This is a genomic window from Planomonospora corallina (assembly GCF_042650625.1).
Lineage (GTDB): Bacteria > Actinomycetota > Actinomycetes > Streptosporangiales > Streptosporangiaceae > Planomonospora_B > Planomonospora_B corallina.
The window spans coordinates 32,064-51,779 of the sequence record NZ_JBHSBM010000009.1; the positions used below are offsets into that span (position 1 = coordinate 32,064).

Annotated in this window: 21 protein-coding genes; 18 read left to right on the forward strand and 3 right to left on the reverse strand. The window is 72.3% G+C overall.

Going from position 1 to position 19,716, the window contains the following annotated elements; translation table 11 throughout:
- Positions 1–18: 18 nt before the first annotated feature.
- Together ACFOWE_RS03045 and ACFOWE_RS03050 are read right to left on the reverse strand one after the other, a co-directional pair.
- The gene (locus ACFOWE_RS03045) at positions 19–483 is read right to left on the reverse strand and encodes a hypothetical protein (RefSeq protein ID WP_377285205.1); all 465 of its coding nucleotides are present in this window, start codon (positions 481–483) and stop codon (positions 19–21) included.
- Positions 480–1,073: a hypothetical protein gene (locus tag ACFOWE_RS03050; protein ID WP_377285206.1), complete on the reverse strand. Its 594-nt coding sequence runs from the start codon at positions 1,071–1,073 to the stop codon at positions 480–482. The genes ACFOWE_RS03045 and ACFOWE_RS03050 overlap by 4 nt, the downstream gene beginning before the upstream one ends.
- Before the next feature lie 62 nt (positions 1,074–1,135).
- Here ACFOWE_RS03050 and ACFOWE_RS03055 point away from each other — a divergent pair, with 62 nt between their 5' ends.
- The 7 genes from ACFOWE_RS03055 to ACFOWE_RS03085 all read left to right on the forward strand — a co-directional run bounded on the left by ACFOWE_RS03055 (position 1,136) and on the right by ACFOWE_RS03085 (position 8,966).
- A complete protein-coding gene (locus tag ACFOWE_RS03055) occupies positions 1,136–1,312 on the forward strand; it encodes a hypothetical protein (protein ID WP_377285207.1) in 177 nt (58 codons plus the stop codon).
- A 121-nt stretch (positions 1,313–1,433) separates the two neighbouring features.
- Positions 1,434–2,507, forward strand: coding sequence for a hypothetical protein (locus ACFOWE_RS03060; protein WP_377285208.1), 1,074 nt, complete (start codon positions 1,434–1,436; stop codon positions 2,505–2,507).
- A 144-nt stretch (positions 2,508–2,651) separates the two neighbouring features.
- Entirely contained in the window at positions 2,652–2,864 is a 213-nt protein-coding gene (locus ACFOWE_RS03065; RefSeq protein ID WP_377285209.1) for a hypothetical protein, read from the forward strand.
- A gap of 313 nt (positions 2,865–3,177) precedes the next feature.
- The gene (locus ACFOWE_RS03070; RefSeq protein WP_377285328.1) at positions 3,178–4,788 is read left to right on the forward strand and encodes an ABC-F family ATP-binding cassette domain-containing protein; all 1,611 of its coding nucleotides are present in this window, start codon (positions 3,178–3,180) and stop codon (positions 4,786–4,788) included.
- A gap of 243 nt (positions 4,789–5,031) precedes the next feature.
- The gene (locus ACFOWE_RS03075; protein ID WP_377285210.1) at positions 5,032–5,856 is read left to right on the forward strand and encodes a hypothetical protein; all 825 of its coding nucleotides are present in this window, start codon (positions 5,032–5,034) and stop codon (positions 5,854–5,856) included.
- Between the two features lie 151 nt (positions 5,857–6,007).
- Entirely contained in the window at positions 6,008–7,492 is a 1,485-nt protein-coding gene (locus tag ACFOWE_RS03080) for an RNA polymerase sigma factor (protein WP_377285211.1), read from the forward strand.
- A gap of 250 nt (positions 7,493–7,742) precedes the next feature.
- Positions 7,743–8,966, forward strand: a complete 1,224-nt coding sequence (locus ACFOWE_RS03085; protein WP_377285212.1) for a C40 family peptidase — start codon at positions 7,743–7,745, stop codon at positions 8,964–8,966.
- A 105-nt stretch (positions 8,967–9,071) separates the two neighbouring features.
- On the opposite strand, the gene ACFOWE_RS03090 is transcribed toward ACFOWE_RS03085, so the two are convergent.
- Positions 9,072–9,569 (reverse strand): inorganic diphosphatase, encoded by a 498-nt coding sequence (locus tag ACFOWE_RS03090; RefSeq protein WP_377285213.1) that lies wholly within the window; start codon positions 9,567–9,569, stop codon positions 9,072–9,074.
- 93 nt (positions 9,570–9,662) lie between these two features.
- On the opposite strand from ACFOWE_RS03090, the gene dacB reads away from it, so the two are divergent.
- The 11 genes from dacB to ACFOWE_RS03145 all read left to right on the forward strand — a co-directional run bounded on the left by dacB (position 9,663) and on the right by ACFOWE_RS03145 (position 19,656).
- Positions 9,663–11,039, forward strand: a complete 1,377-nt coding sequence (gene dacB / locus ACFOWE_RS03095) for a D-alanyl-D-alanine carboxypeptidase/D-alanyl-D-alanine endopeptidase (RefSeq protein ID WP_377285214.1) — start codon at positions 9,663–9,665, stop codon at positions 11,037–11,039.
- A gap of 39 nt (positions 11,040–11,078) precedes the next feature.
- Positions 11,079–12,170, forward strand: a complete 1,092-nt coding sequence (locus ACFOWE_RS03100) for a zinc-dependent metalloprotease (RefSeq protein WP_377285330.1) — start codon at positions 11,079–11,081, stop codon at positions 12,168–12,170.
- A gap of 6 nt (positions 12,171–12,176) precedes the next feature.
- Positions 12,177–13,244, forward strand: coding sequence for a tRNA lysidine(34) synthetase TilS (gene tilS / locus ACFOWE_RS03105; protein WP_377285215.1), 1,068 nt, complete (start codon positions 12,177–12,179; stop codon positions 13,242–13,244).
- Between the two features lie 30 nt (positions 13,245–13,274).
- Positions 13,275–13,832: a hypoxanthine phosphoribosyltransferase gene (hpt, locus tag ACFOWE_RS03110; RefSeq protein WP_377285216.1), complete on the forward strand. Its 558-nt coding sequence runs from the start codon at positions 13,275–13,277 to the stop codon at positions 13,830–13,832.
- A gap of 320 nt (positions 13,833–14,152) precedes the next feature.
- Positions 14,153–16,147, forward strand: coding sequence for an ATP-dependent zinc metalloprotease FtsH (ftsH, locus tag ACFOWE_RS03115; protein WP_377285217.1), 1,995 nt, complete (start codon positions 14,153–14,155; stop codon positions 16,145–16,147).
- Complete coding sequence (gene folE, locus ACFOWE_RS03120) at positions 16,144–16,734, forward strand: GTP cyclohydrolase I FolE (RefSeq protein WP_377285331.1); 591 nt, start codon at positions 16,144–16,146, stop codon at positions 16,732–16,734. The genes ftsH and folE overlap by 4 nt, the downstream gene beginning before the upstream one ends.
- Positions 16,735–16,815: 81 nt before the next feature.
- Positions 16,816–17,706 carry a dihydropteroate synthase gene (folP, locus tag ACFOWE_RS03125; RefSeq protein ID WP_449301197.1) on the forward strand — a complete coding sequence of 297 codons (891 nt, stop codon included), beginning with the start codon at positions 16,816–16,818 and terminating at the stop codon, positions 17,704–17,706.
- 124 nt (positions 17,707–17,830) lie between these two features.
- Positions 17,831–18,274, forward strand: coding sequence for a nuclear transport factor 2 family protein (locus ACFOWE_RS03130; protein WP_377285218.1), 444 nt, complete (start codon positions 17,831–17,833; stop codon positions 18,272–18,274).
- Positions 18,271–18,645 carry a dihydroneopterin aldolase gene (gene folB, locus ACFOWE_RS03135; protein ID WP_377285219.1) on the forward strand — a complete coding sequence of 125 codons (375 nt, stop codon included), beginning with the start codon at positions 18,271–18,273 and terminating at the stop codon, positions 18,643–18,645. The genes ACFOWE_RS03130 and folB overlap by 4 nt, the downstream gene beginning before the upstream one ends.
- Positions 18,646–18,697: 52 nt before the next feature.
- Complete coding sequence (gene folK / locus ACFOWE_RS03140) at positions 18,698–19,195, forward strand: 2-amino-4-hydroxy-6-hydroxymethyldihydropteridine diphosphokinase (protein ID WP_377285220.1); 498 nt, start codon at positions 18,698–18,700, stop codon at positions 19,193–19,195.
- Positions 19,192–19,656 (forward strand): DUF3180 domain-containing protein, encoded by a 465-nt coding sequence (locus ACFOWE_RS03145; RefSeq protein ID WP_377285221.1) that lies wholly within the window; start codon positions 19,192–19,194, stop codon positions 19,654–19,656. Before folK ends, ACFOWE_RS03145 begins: the two co-directional genes overlap by 4 nt.
- Positions 19,657–19,716: the final 60 nt, after the last annotated feature.

Sequence of the window (19,716 nt, forward strand, 5' to 3'; positions counted from 1 at the left end):
CCTGATCGGGGGGGCAGCTCAGTACGGGCTCATCTGGTCCAGCACCTTGGTGGCGAGCGCCACGAACTCCTCGGCCTTCGCGATGTCGCGCATGACGTCGTCGGGAGTGATCGCCGGGGTGTCGGGGCGGGGGTACTCGGCGCTGTTGCGGCGGCGGCGCATCCGGTCGAAGGGGCGGAGCGCTTGACCGAGCGGAGGATCCAACTGGGCCGTGACCGCCTCCAGCACTGCGATGTGCCCGCCTCGGCTGGTGGCACGCAGACCCTGGTTCTCCAGGATTGAGGCGAGGGCCTTTCTGGATGCGTCGTAGACGAGTTGGTAGGACCCCGTGGGATCTGTGGCGACACCGCTGTGGGCGAGTGCGATGTGCCGCTCGGCCTGGACGAGCATGGTGTCGGCGTGCTCCCGGCTCGGCGGGACCCGCTCCAGTTGGCCCGCGGTCAGCATCGCGTCGATGCGGTCGCGTCCTTGCGCCCATCTCATGGTGTGCTCCGGTTCTGGATCAGGGAGTGAAGGGGCTTGCTCCGCAGGGACGTCACGAACGGGTCGCCCCGGTCGGAGGTCCACGACGCGGGCGAGATCCGGTTGATGTTCACCTCGCGGCCGAGGACGCGTTCCGCCGTTCGCGCCGCGTCGTACAGTTCGTCCTCGTCCGCAGCCCCCACCACGAGGACATCGACATCACGGGGAAGCGGCCCTGTCTGGTTCGCATGCCGGGCGGCCCAGGAGCCGTAGATGTAAGCCTCGTCGATGCCTGGGATCGACTGCAGTAAAGGGGGCAGGACGGCGGCCGGACCGAAGGTCACCGCCAGCAGATCGGTGAGCGGCTTGGCGATGATCGTGTCGGTGTCGGCGCGGATGAGGCGGAGGTTGCCGTGCCGTCTTTCCCTCGTCAGCCCGGCCGCGGTGAACCGGTCGGCCTCGCGGCTCACCGTGGACTGGGATGCGCCTGTCCGCTGGGCGAGATCGGTCGTCGAGTATTCCCTTTCAGGGTGGAGGTACAGCCAGGCGAGCAGCTCACCGACGGTGTTCGACCGGAGCAGCGGTAGCAGCAAGGGAGGTGTGGCCCTCATAGATGCATAATACTATGCATCTATAGCAAGTTTGTCGCTCTCTGTTGCCTTTTAGTCACTCCATGAGTACATTCATGGAGGTTCCACCTGTACGGCCTTGGATCTCCATGAATGCCGATGCCCTGCCGGCGGAAATTCGGATGCTCGCGGTGAAACCGGTATGCATCCTGCGCGAGGACTTGAGAGAGGGAACCATCGTGGGGCACGTCGAGGGCGCGCAGCCCACATACAAGATATGACCCCCACGAACCACGGCTTCTGTATCTGGGGCTGCTGGTATTCGGAAGCGAGCCGAGGAACCGGGGCAACCGATCATCCGTCATGTAGATCATGAGACGCTCGCGGGTTCTCCGGTTGTTTGTGGCTCTGATGGTCTTCGCGGGCACGGCCGGTGCGGCCTCCGCCTGCACGGTCACCGCCGCCGACCGCCGGCCGCCGCCGAGGCCCGAGGGGCTGCCGGAGCCGCCGGAGCTGGAGGCGGTCGGCGAGGTGTGGCCGAAGGTGGTGTTCACACTGCCCACGCGCCTCGGGAAAGGCCCGTACGTGCAGCCGGTCGCCATGCTGGGCCGGGACGAGGTGCTCATGGTGACCCCGTTCGAACTCCCCCGGTTCCTGACGTACGACCTTCGGACGAAGAGGCACCGGGTCCTGGCCACGGCACCGCGATGGGGTGGGTGCAGCCTGTGTTACGAGATCAGGAGCGTGGCCGTGGGGCGGACGCGGATCGCGTGGACGGTCGGGGTCTACCGCTCAGAGCCCTGGAACGCGGGCAAGCGGCATGTGGAGCTGTGGAGCATGCCCCGCTCGGGTGGGCCGATGAGACTGGTGATGTGGCTGACCGGCCATGACGATGTCCCCCTCGACGACGCGCTGGTGATCGACGGGGACGACGCCGTCTGGCACGACGGAAACGACTCCTACAGGATCTCCCTCACCGCTGCCCGGCCGCGGAAGACACCGGAACGTCCCGGGAGCGGGCCGCCGGCCGTACCTCATCCGCAGGCCGACATGCCCTGCGGGGCCGAATGGTGCGTGCGGGCGCTCCCTCCACGCCCGTACGAACTGACGACGCTCGCGGTGGAGCGCAGGGACGGCTCGGGCCGCACTACCGTCGCTGCGTCGTCGGGAGGAGCACTGATCGGGGACAGGTTCGGCCTGTTCGGCCCGCCGTACGTGTACGACGACGGGCCGGTGCACATCACCATGGGAGGGTCGGAGTCGTCGGCGATCCTGTACGACCGGTGCACCGGCGGATCGGCATGGGCCGGGGTGCGGGAGCGGCCGGAGACGGAGGACGGCACCGGCCAGGACTATGAGATCACACGGGGGACGTGGGGCCCGGACGATCCGATCCTGTTCTGGCAGGAGCCCGGAGGGAGGCGGTACACGGTGCTGGACCTGGCACGCATCCCCGACCGGCCGTGCGGAGCCTGAGCGGGACGGGTCTGACGATTCCCCGCTCGCGGGCCGTGCCTTCCAGCGCGTACCGCGTCCGGGCACGGGAGCAGCTCGCCTCCCGGCCTTCTTACGCTGAGGACGGCCCTGTGTGCGGCCGGGGCATGGCCGTACACTGCGGTTATGAGCGCGATGCGCGAAGAACTCCATCTGCTGGTGGACCAGCTCCCCGCGGACCGCGTGCCTCCGGTGCTCGCGCTCGTTCGGGAGAACGTCCCGTCGTCCCGTCGGCGCGAGAAGGCACTGGCCGCCCTGGAGCGCATCCGTGGCCGGATGCAAGGGGCGACGGGTGTGGACGAGGATCTTGACAGGCTCCGAGAAGAGTCCCGTGGCTGACGCCTACGTCGTCGACACCGGTGTCTTCCTACGGTGGTTCGTCGACCAGCCCTGATTCGAGGCGGTACGGCTCACACCGCGCATGTACGACACGGTCTTCGCCCAACCGGCATTCGATCGGGGAGTTCCGCTGCTCACGACGGATGCCGAGCTCTGTCGCGCGGTCGGGGGAGTGGTGAAGACCGAACTGCTCAGAGGCGTGGAACAGACCTGATCCCATCCGGTCCCGCGCATGCCGTACCGGCGGAAATTCGGATGCCCGCGGGTGAAACCGGCATGTACCCTGCGCGGGGACTTGAGAGAGGGATTCACCGTGGGGCACGTCGAGGTCGCGCATCTGACATACGTTCTGCCGGACGGCCGGCCGCTCCTGGACGACGTGTCCTTCCGCGTCGGCGAGGGGGTCAAGGCGGCGCTCGTCGGGCCGAACGGCGCGGGCAAGACCACGCTGATGAGGCTCGTCGCCGGAGACCTGCAGCCGATCGAGGGGAGCGTCGCCTCCTCCGGCGGCCTCGGGGTCATGCGGCAGTTCATCGGCGGCATCCGCGACGGCCGGAGCGTGCACGACCTGCTGCTCAGCGTCGCCCCCGAGCGCGTACGGCAGGCGGCCGAGGCCCTGGAGACCGCCGAGCTGGTGATGATGGAGCGCGAGGACGAGAAGGCGCAGATGCGCTACGCGCAGGCCATCACCGACTACACCGACGCCGGCGGCTACGACATCGAGGTGCTCTGGGACGCCTGCACCATGGCCGCGCTCGGCGTGCCGTACGACCGGTGCAAGTACCGCGAGGTCAACACGCTCTCCGGCGGAGAGCAGAAGCGGCTGGTGCTGGAGGCGCTGCTGCGCGGGCCGGACCAGACGCTGCTGCTGGACGAGCCGGACAACTACCTGGACGTGCCGGGCAAGATCTGGCTGGAGCAGGCGCTGCGCGAGACGCCCAAGACGGTGCTGCTGGTCAGCCACGACCGGGAGCTGCTGGCCAACGCGGCCGACCGGATCGTCACCGTCGAGTCCGGCAACGTCTGGGTGCACGGCGGCGGCTTCCGCACCTACGCCCAGGCCCGCAAGGAGCGCAACGAGCGCCTGGAGGAGCTCCGCAAGCGCTGGGACGAGGAGCACGACAAGCTCAAGCGGCTGGTCAACATGCTCAAGAACAAGGCCAAGTACAACGACGGCATGTCCGCCGCCTACCACGCGGCGCAGACCCGGCTGCGCAAGTTCGAGGAGGCCGGGCCGCCCGAACAGGCGGCCAGGGACCAGCTCATCAGCATGCGGCTGCGCGGCGGCCGGACCGCCAAGCGGGCGGTGATCTGCGAGCAGCTGGAGCTCACCGGCCTGATGAGGCCGTTCGACCTGGAGATCTGGTACGGCGAGCGGGTCGCGGTGCTGGGCTCCAACGGCTCCGGCAAGTCGCACTTCCTGCGGCTGCTCGCGGGGGAGGGCGTCCGGCACACCGGCGTGGCCCGGCTCGGCGCGCGGGTCGTCCCCGGCCACTTCGCGCAGACCCACGCCCGGCCGGAGCTGATCGGCCGCACGCCGTGCGAGATCGTCATGACCGAGCACGCGCGGCTGAAGAACGAGGCGATGAAGGCGCTGGCCCGCTACGAGCTGGCCGGGACCATCGCCGAGCAGCGCTTCGAGACCCTCTCGGGCGGGCAGCAGGCGCGGCTGCAGATCCTGCTGCTGGAGCTGTCGGGGACCACGCTGCTGCTGCTGGACGAGCCGACCGACAACCTGGACCTGGCCAGCGCCGAGGCGCTGCAGGAGGGGCTGGACGCCTTCGACGGGACCGTGGTCGCGGTCACCCACGACCGGTGGTTCGCCGAGGACTTCGACCGCTATCTGGTCTTCGGCTCCGACGGCAGGGTGTACGAGGCGCCGGAGCCGGTCTGGGACGAGACCCGGGTCGTCCGGCAGCGCTGACCCGGCAGCGCTGACCCGGCAGCGCTGACCCGGCGGCCGCGCCGTGCTCCGCGGGCGGGGACGGCCGCGGGCGGGGACGGTCGTGGGAGGGTCCGGACGACAGCGGGCGGGTGCGGGCGTCCGCGGCCGCGCGGGGCCGGCGGGTCGGGTGGCGGCAAGGTCTGCGGGAGCGGGGACTAAAGAGTTCGCTTGATCTCCGCGTGTCCGGGAGGGCGTGCGGGACGCGGAGGCTATGACGGCTGGGTGACGTACACCACCCGCACCGCCGCCGCCCTCGGCGCCCTCACCCTGACCCTCCTGACCGGCTGCGCGAGCGAGGACCGGCAGGACGACACGCCCGAGCTCCGGCCGCTCACGGTCAAGGAGGAGGTCTCCTCGGTCATCAGGAGCGAGGAGCGGCACGACGGCTACGTGGTGAACTGGGCCGGGGTGCTCGCCAATCCCAACCCGTGGCACTTCGGCGAGCACGTGGTGGTCACCGTGGTGGGGCTGGACGCCAGAGGCAAGGAGGTCGTCCGGATGGAGCAGCCGCTGGACGCGGTGCCGCCGGCGGGCTCGCTCTCCTTCACCGGCCAGGCGCTCTCGGTGAAGAAGCCGGCCAAGGTGACCGTCGACTACCGGCCGGCCGAGTGGCGCAGGGCGGGCCGGATCGTCTCGGCCTTCAAGCCGTTCCCCGTCTCCGGGGTGAGGACCGCGCGGCAGCGGGACGGCGACTACCTGGTCACCGGGTACGTCGGCACGCCGTACCGGCTCCCGGCCGGGACGCTGGCCGTCACCGCGCTGCTGCGCGACTCCGCCGGCAGGCTGCTCGGCGGGGGGACGGCGTTCGTGGACGACGTCCGGGAGAGCGGCGGGCGCAGGTTCCTGCTCGACGTCGAGAGCGTCCCGGACGGCGCCAAGGTGGCCAGGACCGAGGTGGTCGCGCGGACGTGGGGGTCGAGCAGCCGTCCCTACGAGGAGCTGGCCCTGGGCGGCATCGTCCCGGTGCACACGGTCAAGCCGACGACCTCCCCGTTCGTCCAGGACCGGGGCCGGCGGCCGCTGCCCGGCGTGGAAGGCCGGCCCTGACCGCTAATTCCGGCAAATGTCCATTAACCAAGATTTATGAATGTGCGGTATGCGGCATTTTTTGCAGCGGTTGTTAACATTCTGAATACGGTTGCCGTGTCCTCCGGGAATCGGTGGAACTTGCAGTTACAGCCCTATTACCGTCTGCTACATGAACGACAGCGTCCTGGTCGAAGCCCTGCGCGCCCGTGATCCGGGCGCCATCGACGTGCTCTACGACTCCTACGCCGAAGGCATATACCATTATTGCTGGTCCATGCTGGGCGATTCGGACAGCGCCCAGGTGGCCCTCCGCGACACCCTGATAACGGTGGACGCCCGCATTCACGCACTCGCCGACGCCGCCCGCCTGAAGGTGTGGCTGTACGCCCTGGCCCGCCAGGAGTGCGTACGGCGCTGCCTGGCGCTGGAGGACGAGGTCCCGCCGGAGCCGCCGGCCGTCTCCGGCGAGGACGCCGACCTGCGGGTGGTGGCCTGGAACGCCGTGCGGAGCCTGCCCCCGGACGACCGGGAGATCCTCGAACTGGTCACCCGGCACGGCCTGGCCGCCGCCGACGCCGCCGCGGTGATGCGCGTTCCGCCCAAGGACGCCGGCCGGCTGCTCGAGTCGGCCAGGAACCGCCTGCGGGACGCGGTGACCGCGGAGTTCCTCGCCCGCAAGGGCCCCTACGACTGCGTGGAGCGGGCCGAGATCCTGGGCGGCTTCTCCGGGCAGCTCACCTCCGCCACCCGCGAGCGGATGATCCGCCACGTCGGCCGGTGCGACACCTGCGCGCCGCACCGCTCCCGGCAGATCTCCGCGGCCAAGGTCTTCGACCTGATGCCCCGGCCCGAGATCCCGCGGACGCTGCGCGTGCGGGTGATGAGCTCCTTCGCCGACCCCGAGCTCGTCCTCTACCGCCGCTACGCCGCCGACCGGGCCGGTCTGCTCGACGCCGCCGGGTTTCCCGCCGTACCGGCTCGCCGGAACCCTCGCCGGACTCATGCGCTGGCCGGAGCGGTGGCTGCGGTCACGGCGGCGGCCGCGATCGGAATGATCTTCGCGGGGGCCGGCGGCGAGTCCGGCGGGTCGGCCTCCGGCGCCACCGCCGGGGCGCTCCCCGCGGCGGGCGAGGCCCCGGGCGTGCGCCTGCCCTGGCGGGCCGAGACCGGAGAGCGCCCGCTGGCCCTGGGGTCGGCCCCGCCGGAGCTGGTCGCCCACGCCCTCGGCCCCACGGCGGCGCAGGCGGCGCCGGACGTGGCCGGACCGCAGGTGCAGCCGGGCCGGTACCTCCCGGAGGAGCGGCCCGCGCGGCCAGGGCAGCCTGCTCGGCCGGGGCAGCCCGGTCGGCCGGGTCCGCAGCAGCCCGGCTCACCCGTCCGGCCCGGCGTGCCCGGCGGCCCGCAGCCCGGGCAGCAGGAGACACCGGACCGCCCGCCCCGCGACCACCAGGGCGGACGGCCCGGGCCCAAGCCCTGCCCGCCCCCGACCCGGCCCGCGCCCTCGACGCCGGGCACCACCGCCACGCCCGCGCCCTCGACGCCGGCGCCGTCGGTCTCCTCGAGCGCGTCGCCGAGCACGCCTTCGAGCACGCCGACGGCGTCGGCCTCGGCCGGTCAGTCGGCCGAGCCCACCGCCACGGCCTCGGGGAACTGATCCGCGCCCGCGGGGAACTGATCCGCGCCCGCGGGGAGCCGGTCCGCGCCCGCGGGGAGCCGGATGCCCGCCCCGGCAGGGGAACACGGAAATCAGTGCCCTGCTGCGGGGACCCAACGTCTCTTCTGTGTTTAACGATTGCCTGGGTTGGTTACAGCGCGCCCGTCACGCTTGTTCGCGTGGTGACCGACCGTAATCCTTGCTGGCGCCGTATGCCGCGGGGGGCATGCGGCGTCCCAGGAGGAGACGCATGCAGTCCGTCGAGAAGCGCCGTCGTGCCGCCCTGGCGGTGGTGGGCCTGGTCGCCGGCCTGGTGGTGGCGGCCGCCGCACCGGCCGGCGCCGTACCGGCCGACCCGGGGCCGTCCGCCGGCGAGGTGGCACGGGCGGGAGCCGAGGCACGGGAGCAGAGCAGGAGGCTCGGCGCGGCCACGGCCCGGCTGGCCGAGGCCGAGGCCGAGCTCGAGAGCCTGACGACCCGGGCGGAGAAGCTGATCGAGGCCTACAACGGGGAGATGGTCCTGCTGGCCCGGGCGGAGGAACGCCACCGCGCGGCGACGGAGCAGGTGCGCGCCGCCGAGGCGGAGGTCGAGGACGCCCGCCGGGCGGTGGCCGCGCTCGCCGCGCAGAGCTACGGCGGCATGGACCCGGCGATGGTGATGATGGCCCGGATGGGCGGCGGCGCGGACACGGGCTACCTGCAGCGGATGAGCGTCATGACCCACGTGGGCAGCGGTCAGGCCGAGCTGCTCGGCCAGCTGCGCGACGCCCGGGAGGTGCTCGCCGTCCTGCGGGAGCAGGCGCAGGACGCCTACGGCGAGCAGCAGGCGGCGGCCCGGCGGGCGGCCGAGGCGAAGCGGGCGGCCGAGCAGGCGGTCGCCGAGCAGGTCGCCGAGACCCGCGGACTGGCGGCGGAGCGGGCGGTGCTGGAACAGCGGGCGGACCGGGCGCGCAGCACCGCCGAGCGGCTGGCCAGGGAACGGCAGGCGGCCCTGGAGCGGGCGCGGCTCGAACGGGCCCGGCGCGCGGCGGCCCGGCGCGACCGGGCGCGGAACGGCGGTCGTGGCTCCGGCGGGCCCGGCGGCTCCGGCTGGGCGACCGGCTCCTCGGCCCGGGGCGACATCGCCGCGGACTGGGCGCTCACCCAGCTCGGCAAGCCGTACGTCTGGGCGGCGGACGGGCCGAACAGCTACGACTGCTCGGGGCTGACCATGCGGGCGTGGGAGCGGGTCGGGATCAGGCTCGACCACTGGACGGGCACGCAGTGGACCTCCGGCCCCCACGTCCGCCTCAACGAGCTGCGCCGGGGCGACCTGGTCTTCTTCGGGCGGATCACCCGCAACCCGGGCGACATCCACCACGTGGGCATCTACATCGGCGGCGGCATGATGGTCCACGCCCCGCGTACCGGGGACGTCGTGCGGATCGCGCCGATCTGGCGGAGCGATCTCGTCGGCGCGACGCGCCCCACGTGACCGGGCGGGCCGCAGGGGGAGGGACCGGGCGGCGCGCCGGCCGGGCGCCCGCCCCGGTGGCGGGCCCGGCCGGGCCCGCCACCGGAGCGGCCGTCAGGGCGGCGCTCAGTGCCCGGCGTGCGGCTGCTCCTTGGCCCGCTCGATCGAGCGCTGGATCTCCGCCTCGGCCTCCGCCCGGCCGACCCAGTTGGCGCCCTCGACGGACTTGCCGGGCTCCAGGTCCTTGTAGACCTCGAAGAAGTGCTGGATCTCCAGGCGGTCGAACTCCGCGACGTGGTGGATGTCGCGGATGTGCTTCATCCGGGGGTCGCTGGCCGGGACGCACAGGACCTTGTCGTCGCCGCCCTTCTCGTCGGTCATGCGGAACATGCCGACCGCGCGGCAGCGGATCAGGCAGCCGGGGAAGGTCGGCTCCTGCAGGAGCACCAGGGCGTCGAGGGGGTCGCCGTCCTCGCCGAGGGTGTCTTCGATGAAGCCGTAGTCAGCGGGGTACTGCGTGGAGGTGAACAGCATCCGGTCGAGCCTGATCCGGCCGGTCTCGTGGTCCACCTCGTACTTGTTCCGTTGTCCCTTGGGAATCTCAACGAGAACGTCGAACTCCACCGCGGTTCCTCCGCTCAAGCCCCCGGGCAGTCCCGGCCGGGCGTTAATGTCTCGTAGGCGTAGTTGGTACAGGATCGATGAGAGGTCGTCGACATGATGCGGCGTGATCGCTGGGTGGCGTTGGTCACTCTCGTCATGCTGCAGTTCTTCGTCGTCGCGGCCGGAGCGCACCTGCTCGCCAGCGACGCGCTGGTCGAGAAGGACACGCGGCCGATCGCTTCGCCCGAGCCGGTCTCCGTCCCCGTCGTGACCGCGGGTCCGGTGCTGGCCGCGGGCGGAGACGGACCTCTCCCGGCCAAGACTACTTTGACAGAACGGCTGACCAAGGCGCTCGGCGACCCCGCGCTGGGTCCACGGGTCGGAGCCGTGGTCATCGACGTGAGCAGCGGCGAGACGCTGTTCGGCAGCCACGCGGACCGGGGCATCACGCCCGCCTCCACCACCAAGGTCGTCACCGCGGTCGCCGCCCTCGCCTCCCTCGGCCCGGACACCCGGCTGAGCACCCGCGTGGTCCGCGGCGCCTCCCCGAACTCGATCATCCTGGTCGGCGGGGGCGACCCGACCCTCACGGCGGGCAAGGTGGACGGCTCGGTCTACCCCCGGCCCGCGTCGCTGGCCTCGCTCGCCTCGCGCACGGCCAAGACCCTCAAGGCCGCCGGGATCACCAAGGTGACCGTGGCCTACGACGACGGCCTCTACACCGGCCCCCGCACCGCGGCCAGCTGGAAGCCCGGCTACGTGCGCGAGGGGAGCGTCGCCCCGGTGACGGCGCTCATGGTCGACGGGGGCAGGGTCTCCCCCGGCGGTTCCCGGCGGGTCGCCGACCCCTCGAAGACCGCGCACGCGAAGTTCGCCGCGCTGCTGGCCAAGTACGGCGTCAAGCCCGCGAACAGGGCGGCCCGGCGGGCCGAGGCCGCCGCGGGCGCCGAGGAGATCGCCAGGGTCGAGTCCGCGCCCGTCTACGCCCTGGTCGAGCGGGCGCTGACGCTCAGCGACAACGACCTGTCGGAGGCGCTGGCCCGGCACGTGGCCGTCAAGGAGGGGGAGCCCGCCTCGTTCGACGGCGGCGCGGCGGCCGTGGCCAAGGTGCTCGCCCGGCTCAACGCGGCCGGCGGCGTCACGGTCCACGACGGCAGCGGCCTCTCCCCGAAGAACCGCATCACGCCCGCCGCCCTGGCCCGCCTGGTGGCGGTCGCCGCCTCCCCGGCCGACCCGCGGCTCCGCTCGGCCCTCAGCGGCATGCCCGTCGCCGGCTTCACCGGGACCCTGGGCCACCGCTTCGGGGCCAGTGACTCCGCCTACGGACTGGTCCGCGCGAAGACGGGCACCCTCAACGGGGTCAGCACGCTGGCGGGACTGGCCACCACGGAGGGCGGACGGCTGGTGGCCTTCGCCTTCATGGCCGACGACGTGCCGGGCTGGGGAGCCGAGGCGGCCCTGGACCGGCTGGCCGCCACCGTCACGGGGTAGGCCGCGCGGTCCGGGAGGAGAGCACGTACGGTGGACGGTATGCAGGTGATCGACTGGGACCTGGCCGTAGCGACCGGAACGCGCCTGGTGCGCCCCGGGCCGCAGGTGAGCCGAGAGGAGGCCCGGCACGCGGTCACCGAGTTGCGGCGGCTCTCCCGTGTCGCGGAGGGGCACGTCCGGGAGTTCACCCGGATCGACACCGAGACCGCTCCCCAGCCCGCCACGGTCGTCGACCGGCCCGGCTGGATCAAGGCCAACGTCGAGGGCTTCCGCGTGGTGCTGGAGCCGCTGACCGAGCGCATGGCCGCCCGCAAGGGCCAGACCCCGGCGGTGGTGAGCGCGGTGGGCTCCCGCATCACCGGCGTCGAGGTCGGTGCGGTGCTGGCCTTCCTCGCCTCCCGGGTGCTGGGGCAGTACGAGCTGTTCCTCCCGCCGGACCCCTCCGGCCGGGCGCCCGTGGGCCGTCTGACGCTGGTCGCGCCCAACATCGTCCACGCCGAGCGCGAGCTCGGCGTCGACCCGCAGGACTTCCGGCTCTGGGTCTGCCTGCACGAGGAGACCCACCGGGTGCAGTTCACCGGCGTGCCGTGGCTGCGCTCCTACGTCCACGACCAGATGACGGAGTTCCTGCTCGCCTCCGACCTGGACCTGCCCACCCTGCTCGACCGGCTCCGCTCGGCCGCCGACGCGGTCGCCGACGCCGTCCGGGGCGGCGAGGGTAACCTCATCGACGCGATCCAGACGCCCGGGCAGAAGGAGATCCTCGACCGCCTCACCGCGGTGATGACCCTGGTCGAGGGGCACGGCGACTACGTGATGGACGCCGTCGGCCCCGCCGTGGTCCCCTCGGTCGCCGAGATCCGCGCCAGGTTCCACCACCGCCGCGAGGGCGGCTCCCGCCTCGACCGCACGGTCCGCAAGCTGCTCGGCATCGACCTGAAGATGAAGCAGTACGCCGAAGGCTCCGCCTTCGTCCGCACCGTCGTCGGCCAGGCCGGGATGGAGGGGTTCAACAAGGTCTGGACCTCGCCGGAGACCCTCCCGAGCCAGGACGAGATCGCCCACCCCGAGCGCTGGATCGCCCGCGTCCTGGACGCCCCGGCGCCGCCCGCCGCCGAGATCGCCGACTGACGCTCCTTGGGCCCGCACCCCGCCGTCGCCGACGTCCGCCGTGCCGTACGGCTCGCGCTGGCCGACCTGGAGCCGGGGGACCTCGTGCTGGCCGCGTGCAGCGGCGGCGCCGACTCCCTGGCCCTGGCCGCGGCCCTGGCGTTCGTCGCGCCCCGGGCGGGGCTGCGGGGCGGGCTGCTGACCGTCGACCACGGGCTGCAGAGCGGCTCGGCGCACCGGGCGGCCGAGGTGGCGCGGCTCCCGCTCGGCCTCGAGCCGGCCGAGGTCCTGACCGTCCGGGTGGGCACCGCCGGCGGTCCGGAGAACGCCGCGCGGGACGCGCGGTACGCGGCGCTGTCGGAGGCGGCCGCGCGGCTCGGGGCGGCGGCCGTGCTGCTCGGGCACACCCGGGACGACCAGGCCGAGACCGTGCTGCTCCGGCTCGCGCGGGGCAGCGGGACGCGCTCGCTGGCGGGGATGCCCGCGCGCTCGGGGATCTACCGCAGGCCGCTGCTGGAGCTCGGGCGCGCCACGACCGTCCGCGCCTGCGCGGCGCTCGGGCTGTCCCCCTGGGAGGACCCGCACAACCGCGACGACCGCTACACGCGGGTCCGGGTGCGCGCGCGGCTGCTCCCGGCGCTGGAGGAGGAGCTGGGGCCGGGGGTCGCCGAGGCGCTCGCCCGCACCGCGCTGCTCTGCCGGGACGACGCCGACGCCCTGGACGAGTGGGCCGGGCGGGCCTACGCGCGGGCGGTGGTGCGCGAGCCGGGCGACGGCGGCGCGGCCGGCGCGGAACACGCGGCCGGCGGCGGGTCCGGCGGGTCCGGTGGCACGGAGCGGGTGGCGCTGGCCGTGCCGGAGCTGGAGGACCTGCCCGCGGCGGTGCGCCGGCGGGTGCTGCGCCGGGCCGCGATCGCCGCGGGATCGCCGCCCGGCACGCTCTCGGCCGGGCACATCGTGCAGGTGGAGCGTCTGATCACGCACTGGCGGGGGCAGCGGGCGGTGGAGGTACCCGGGGGGGTTGGAGCGGTCCGCCGGTGTGGCACCCTGATATTCGTCGCCGGCCCCTCACGAGGGGGAGGCGGCGGTCCGTAAAAGCAGCCCCCTCTCGTAAGGAAGATCCAGGTGGACGCAGCCGACATGGGCAAGGACCTCGCGAAGGTCCTCATCCCGGAGGACGAGCTCCAGGCGAAGATCAGGGAGCTCGCGGGCAGGATCGACGAGGACTACGAGGGCAGGGACCTGCTGATCGTGGGCGTGCTCAAGGGCGCGGTCATGGCCATGGCCGACCTGGCGCGGGCGCTGCACCTGCCGGTCCAGATGGACTGGATGGCGGTCTCGTCGTACGGCGCGGGCACGAAGTCCTCGGGTGTGGTCCGCGTCCTGAAGGACCTGGACACCGACATCGCCGGCCGCCACGTGCTGATCGTCGAGGACATCATCGACTCCGGCCTGACCCTGTCGTGGCTGCTGCAGAACCTCAAGTCGCGCGACCCGGCCTCCGTCGAGATCTGCACGGTGCTGCGCAAGCCGGACGCGATCAAGGTCCCGATCGACGTGAAGTACGTCGGGTTCGACATCCCGAACGAGTTCGTGATCGGCTACGGCCTCGACTACGCGGAGAAGTACCGCAACCTCCCCTTCATCGGGACTCTCGCCCCGCACGTCTACGGCGGGAACTGAGCCCGGGACCGGGAACGCGGGGCGAGCGGATAAATACGCCCTGGGCGAAGAAGGCCGCCGGGCAACCGTTACGAAAGCGACATTACCCATTGCGTCGGGGAACATGGAGCCCCCTGACGTACGTTGGTAAGGCAGAGCCGGAGTCGCTGTGCGGTTACCCTGCGCGGCACGCCGGTGTACCTTCGGACGACCGGGAGGTGGTTTCTCGCCGCCTCCGGGTAGTCAGGGGGAGCGGTTAGGGAGACCGCGAGCCCCGGGCGCCGCCCGGGGTTGCCAGGCCTTGGTCAGGAAGGGACGGGCCCGCCGGGGTTCCGCATCGGATGGATCTCAAGCGATTTACACGTGGGCCACTGCTGTGGATCCTGGGCATCGTCGTGCTGCTCGTGCTCGTCAGCACGATGTGGAGCGGTGAGGGCAACTACACGAAGGCCGACACTTCCCTGCTGATCGAGCAGATCCAGTCGGGGAACGTCAAGAGCGCCAAGGTCATCGACAAGGAGCAGCGGGCGGAGCTGACGCTCGTCAAGCCGGTGACCATCGCGGGCAAGCAGACCAACCGCATCCAGTCACCCTGGGTCGACGGTCAGGGCACCCAGATCATGAACGAGCTGGCCGCCCAGAAGAAGGCCGGGAACGTCAAGGAGGGCTACACCGCCGAGGTGCCGCAGGAGAACTTCCTGCTCAGCCTGCTGGTGAGCTTCCTGCCGATCGTCTTCATCGTGCTGATCTTCCTGTTCCTGATGAACCAGATGCAGGGCGGCGGCTCCCGGGTGATGAACTTCGGCAAGTCGAAGGCCAAGCTCATCACGAAGGACACCCCCAAGACCACCTTCGCCGACGTCGCGGGCGCCGACGAGGCCATCGAGGAGCTCCAGGAGATCAAGGAGTTCCTGCAGGCCCCGGCCAAGTTCCAGGCGATCGGAGCGAAGATCCCCAAGGGCGTCCTGCTGTACGGCCCGCCCGGAACCGGCAAGACGCTGCTCGCGCGGGCCGTCGCCGGCGAGGCCGGCGTGCCGTTCTACTCGATCTCCGGTTCCGACTTCGTCGAGATGTTCGTCGGCGTCGGCGCCTCGCGGGTGCGCGACCTGTTCGAGCAGGCGAAGGCGAACGCCCCGGCGATCATCTTCATCGACGAGATCGACGCGGTGGGCCGCCACCGCGGCGCCGGTCTGGGCGGCGGCCACGACGAGCGCGAGCAGACCCTGAACCAGCTGCTCGTCGAGATGGACGGCTTCGACGTCAAGGGCGGCGTGATCCTCATCGCCGCGACGAACCGGCCCGACATCCTCGACCCGGCGCTGCTGCGGCCCGGCCGCTTCGACCGCCAGGTCACCGTCGACCGTCCCGACCTGGAGGGCCGCAAGGGCATCCTGAAGGTCCACGGCCGCGGCAAGCCGTTCGCCGAGAACGTCGACCTGGACGTCATCGCCCGCCGGACCCCCGGCTTCACCGGCGCCGACCTGGCCAACGTGATCAACGAGGCCGCGCTGCTCACCGCCCGCGCGGACCAGAAGCTCATCACGATGGAGGTCCTGGAGGAGGCCATCGACCGCGTGATGGCCGGCCCCGAGCGCAAGACCCGGGTCATGTCGGACCAGGAGAAGAAGATCATCGCGTACCACGAGGGCGGTCACGCCCTGGTCGCGCACGCGCTGCCCAACTCCGACCCGGTCCACAAGATCACGATCCTGTCCCGCGGCCGCGCCCTCGGTTACACGATGACGCTGCCGATGGAGGACAAGTTCCTCGCGACCCGCTCCGAGATGATGGACCAGCTCGCGATGCTGCTGGGCGGCCGGACCGCGGAGGAGCTCGTCTTCCACGAGCCCACCACGGGCGCCTCCAACGACATCGAGAAGGCCACCTCCATCGCCCGGCGCATGGTCACCGAGTACGGCATGAGCGAGCAGCTCGGCGCCCGCAAGTTCGGCACCGGCAACGGCGAGGTCTTCCTCGGCCGCGAGATGGGCCACGAGCGCGACTACTCCGAGAAGATCGCCTCCGCGATCGACGAGGAGGTGCGCAGGCTCATCGAGTCGGCGCACGACCAGGCCTGGGAGATCCTCGTCGAGTACCGCGACGTGCTCGACAACCTGGTGCTGGAGCTGATGGAGAAGGAGACGCTCTCCCGCGAGCAGGTCCTGCAGATCTTCGCGCCGGTCGTGGTCAAGGAGCACCGCCCGTCCTACTCCGGCTACGGCAAGCGGCTGCCCTCCAACCGGCCGCCGATCCTGACCCCGAAGGAGCAGTCCGGCAACGGCGCGCTCCCCACGGGCGCCGGCCACCCGGACAGCGCGACGAGGGACGGTAACTGACCGTGGAACCGCCCCGACCGCTCGAGGTCGACCACGCCCGGATCGAGAAGGCCGTCCGCGAGATCCTGATCGCGATCGGTGAGGACCCCGACCGGGACGGTCTCCAGGACACCCCCGCCCGCGTGGCGCGCGCCTACGCCGAGCAGTTCGCCGGGCTGGGCCAGACCCCGGAGGGGGTGCTCACCAAGGTCTTCGACGTCGACCACGACGAGATGGTCCTGGTGCGCGACATCGAGGTCTACTCGACCTGCGAGCACCACCTGGTCCCGTTCCACGGGGTGGCCCACGTCGGCTACATCCCGAACGACAGGGGCCAGGTGACCGGCCTGTCCAAGCTGGCCCGCCTCGTCGACGTCTACGCCCGCCGCCCCCAGGTCCAGGAGCGGATGACCTCGCAGATCGCCGACGCGCTCATGCGCGTGCTGGAGCCGCGCGGGGTCATCGTGGTGATCGAGTGCGAGCACCTGTGCATGACCATGCGGGGCGTGCGCAAGCCCGGAGCCAAGACCACCACCTCGGCCGTCCGCGGGGACTTCCGCACCAGCGAGAAGACCCGGGCCGAGGCGATGGCCCTCATCATCCGCTGACGGGGCGGGGCTGCCGATTCGTTATCAGCAAGCCGTACCCGCGCCCCGGCCGACCGGCCGCCAGCGCCTAGGCTTGACCGCATGACGAGGGAAGGCACCGGTCACCACCCCCCCGGCCACGCCGTGCACCAGCGCGGCGTCCCCGGCCTGCCGGACGAGGGGCGCTGTCTGGTGATGGGCGTGGTGAACGTGACTCCGGACTCCTTCTCGGACGGCGGCCGCTGGTTCGACCAGTCGGCCGCCGTACGGCACGGGCTGGAGCTGGTCGAGCAGGGCGCCGACATCGTGGACGTGGGCGGCGAGTCCACCCGGCCCGGGGCGGCGCGGGTCTCGCTGGAGGAGGAGCTGGTCCGGGTCGAGCCGGTCATCCGGGAGCTGAGCCGCCGCGGCGTCACGGTCAGCGTGGACACCATGCGGGCGCAGGTCGCCCGGGTCGCGGTGGACGCCGGGGCGAAGCTGGTCAACGACGTCAGCGGAGGGCTGGCCGACCCCGACATGCCGCGGGTGGTGGCCGACTCCGGGGTGGCGTACGTGGTGATGCACTGGCGCGGACACAGCCACACGATGCAGAGCCGGGCGGTCTACGACGACGTCGTGGCGGAGGTCTGCGACGAGCTGGCCAAGCGGGTGGCCTCCGTGCGGGCCGAAGGGGTCGCCGAGGAGCAGATCGTCCTGGATCCCGGACTGGGCTTCTCCAAGACGGCCGAGCACAACTGGGCCCTGCTCGCCGCGACGGACCGGCTCGCCGCCCTGGGCTACCCGCTGCTCGTCGGGGCCTCCCGCAAACGCTTCCTCGGCCGCCTGCTGGCAGGGCCGGACGGTGAGCCCCGCCCGTTCGCCGAGAGCGACGACGCGACCGTCGCGGTGAGCGCGCTCGTCGCGCGGGCGGGGGCCTGGTGCGTGCGCGTGCACGACGTGCGCCCGAACGCGGACGCCGTCCGCGTGGCCGCCGCGGTCCGGGAGGTGCTGTGAGCGAGCGGAGTATGAAGCACAGCGGCGTCGCTCGTGCGGCCGGCGGAGGAGTCCGTATGAGCGAGCGGAGCGAGCGAACCATGGGAACGGCGGCGTCGCTCGTGCGGCCGACGGAGGAGTCCGCATGAGCGTCGACACCGCCGCCGTGGAGGCGGTCAACCAGTCCTTCTACACCGCGATCGAGAACGCCGACCTCGACCTGATGACCGCGATCTGGGCCGAGGAGACCGGGACCGGTCAGGTGAGCTGCGTGCACCCGGGCTGGCCGATCGTCAGCGGCCGGGCCGAGGTGCTGCGCTCGTGGGCGCTCATCATGGCCAACACGCCCTACATCCAGTTCGTGCTGACCGACGTGAACGTCATGGTCCACGGCGATGTCGCGGTCCTCACCTGCGAGGAGAACATCCTCACGGCGGGCGACGAAGGTGATTCCAGCTTCGCCGCGGGCAAGGTGGTGGCGAGCAACACCTTCATCCGGACACCGGAGGGGTGGCGGCTCTGGCTGCACCACGGCTCGCCGGTGCTGCAGACCGATGACGAGGACGACGAGGAAGAGGGGGCGGTGTGACGGGACGCACCGCGGACCGGATCGGCATCCGGGGCCTGCGCGCCCGGGGCCGGCACGGCGTGCTGGCGGCGGAGCGGGAGCTCGGCCAGGAGTTCATCGTCGATGTCACGCTCTTCCTGGACACGGCGCCGGCCGCCGCGACGGACGACCTGACCCGGACGGTGCACTACGGCGAGCTCGCCGAGGACCTGGTGAAGGTCGTGGAGGGGGAGCCGGTCGACCTGATCGAGACCCTGGCCCAGCGGCTGGCGGACGTGTGCCTGGCCCGGGAGCGGGTCGAGGCGGCCGAGGTGACCGTGCACAAGCCGTCCGCGCCGATCCCGCTCCCGTTCGACGACGTGACCGTGACCATCACGAGGAGCAGGGGATGAGGGCGGCGCCGGTGTCCGGTGGCGGGCACATGACGATCGCCGGGAGCCGGGCATGAAGGCCGTGCTGGCGCTCGGCGGCAACCTCGGCGACCGGTTCGCCACGCTGCAGGGCGGGCTCGACCTGCTGGCCGCCGCGCCGGGGCTGGAGGTCACCGCGGTCTCGCCGGTCTACGAGACCGACCCGGTCGGCGGCCCCGAGCAGGGCCCCTACCTCAACGCGGTCGTGGTCGCCGAGACCTCCCTGGCTCCCCGCGAGCTGCTCGCCCGCGCGCAGGAGACGGAGAACGCCTTCGGCCGGGTCCGGACCGAGCGCTGGGGGGCGCGCACCCTGGACGTCGACCTGATCGCCGTCGGGGAGGTCGTCTCCGACGACCCGGAGCTCATCCTGCCGCACCCCCGCGCGCACGAGCGCGCGTTCGTGCTGGTCCCCTGGGTGCAGGCCGATCCGGAGGCGGTGCTCGCCGGCCGGCCGGTCGCCGAGCTGCTGGCCGGGCTCGACAAGACCGGGGTACGGCTCCGCGCCGACCTGGTGCTGCGGGAGCCCGCATGAAGCCGAGCCGTCCCGGCGTGCTCGTCGGGATCACCGTCGTCCTCGCGCTGCTCACCTGGGCGCTGCTCCGGCCGCTGTACGCGTCCATCCCGGCCGTGCCGTGGACGGCGATCCCGACGGTCCTGCTGCTCGCGCTCGGCGAGGCCCACACCGGCTGGATGACCCGGGCGCGGATCCGGCGCAGGCCGGGCACCAAGCCGGTCGAGCCGCTGGTGGTGGCCCGCCTGGTCGCCCTCGCCAAGGCCTCGGCGTACGGCGGGGCCGTCTTCGCGGGGGTCTTCGCCGGGTTCGCGTTCTACGCGGCCGACATGCTGGCGCAGGACACGCCCCGCCGTGACTTCTTCATCGCGGGCGGCTCCTTCCTCGGCTGCGTGGTGCTGGTGTGCGCCGCGCTCTACCTGGAGCACTGCTGCCGGGTGCCCGAGGAGCCCGACGCCGCCCCCGACCGCCGGGAGCGCTAGCCCGCGGAGGCGCGGCGCGGCACGGGGGACGCCGGAGCGGCGGCGGGGAGACCGCCCGGC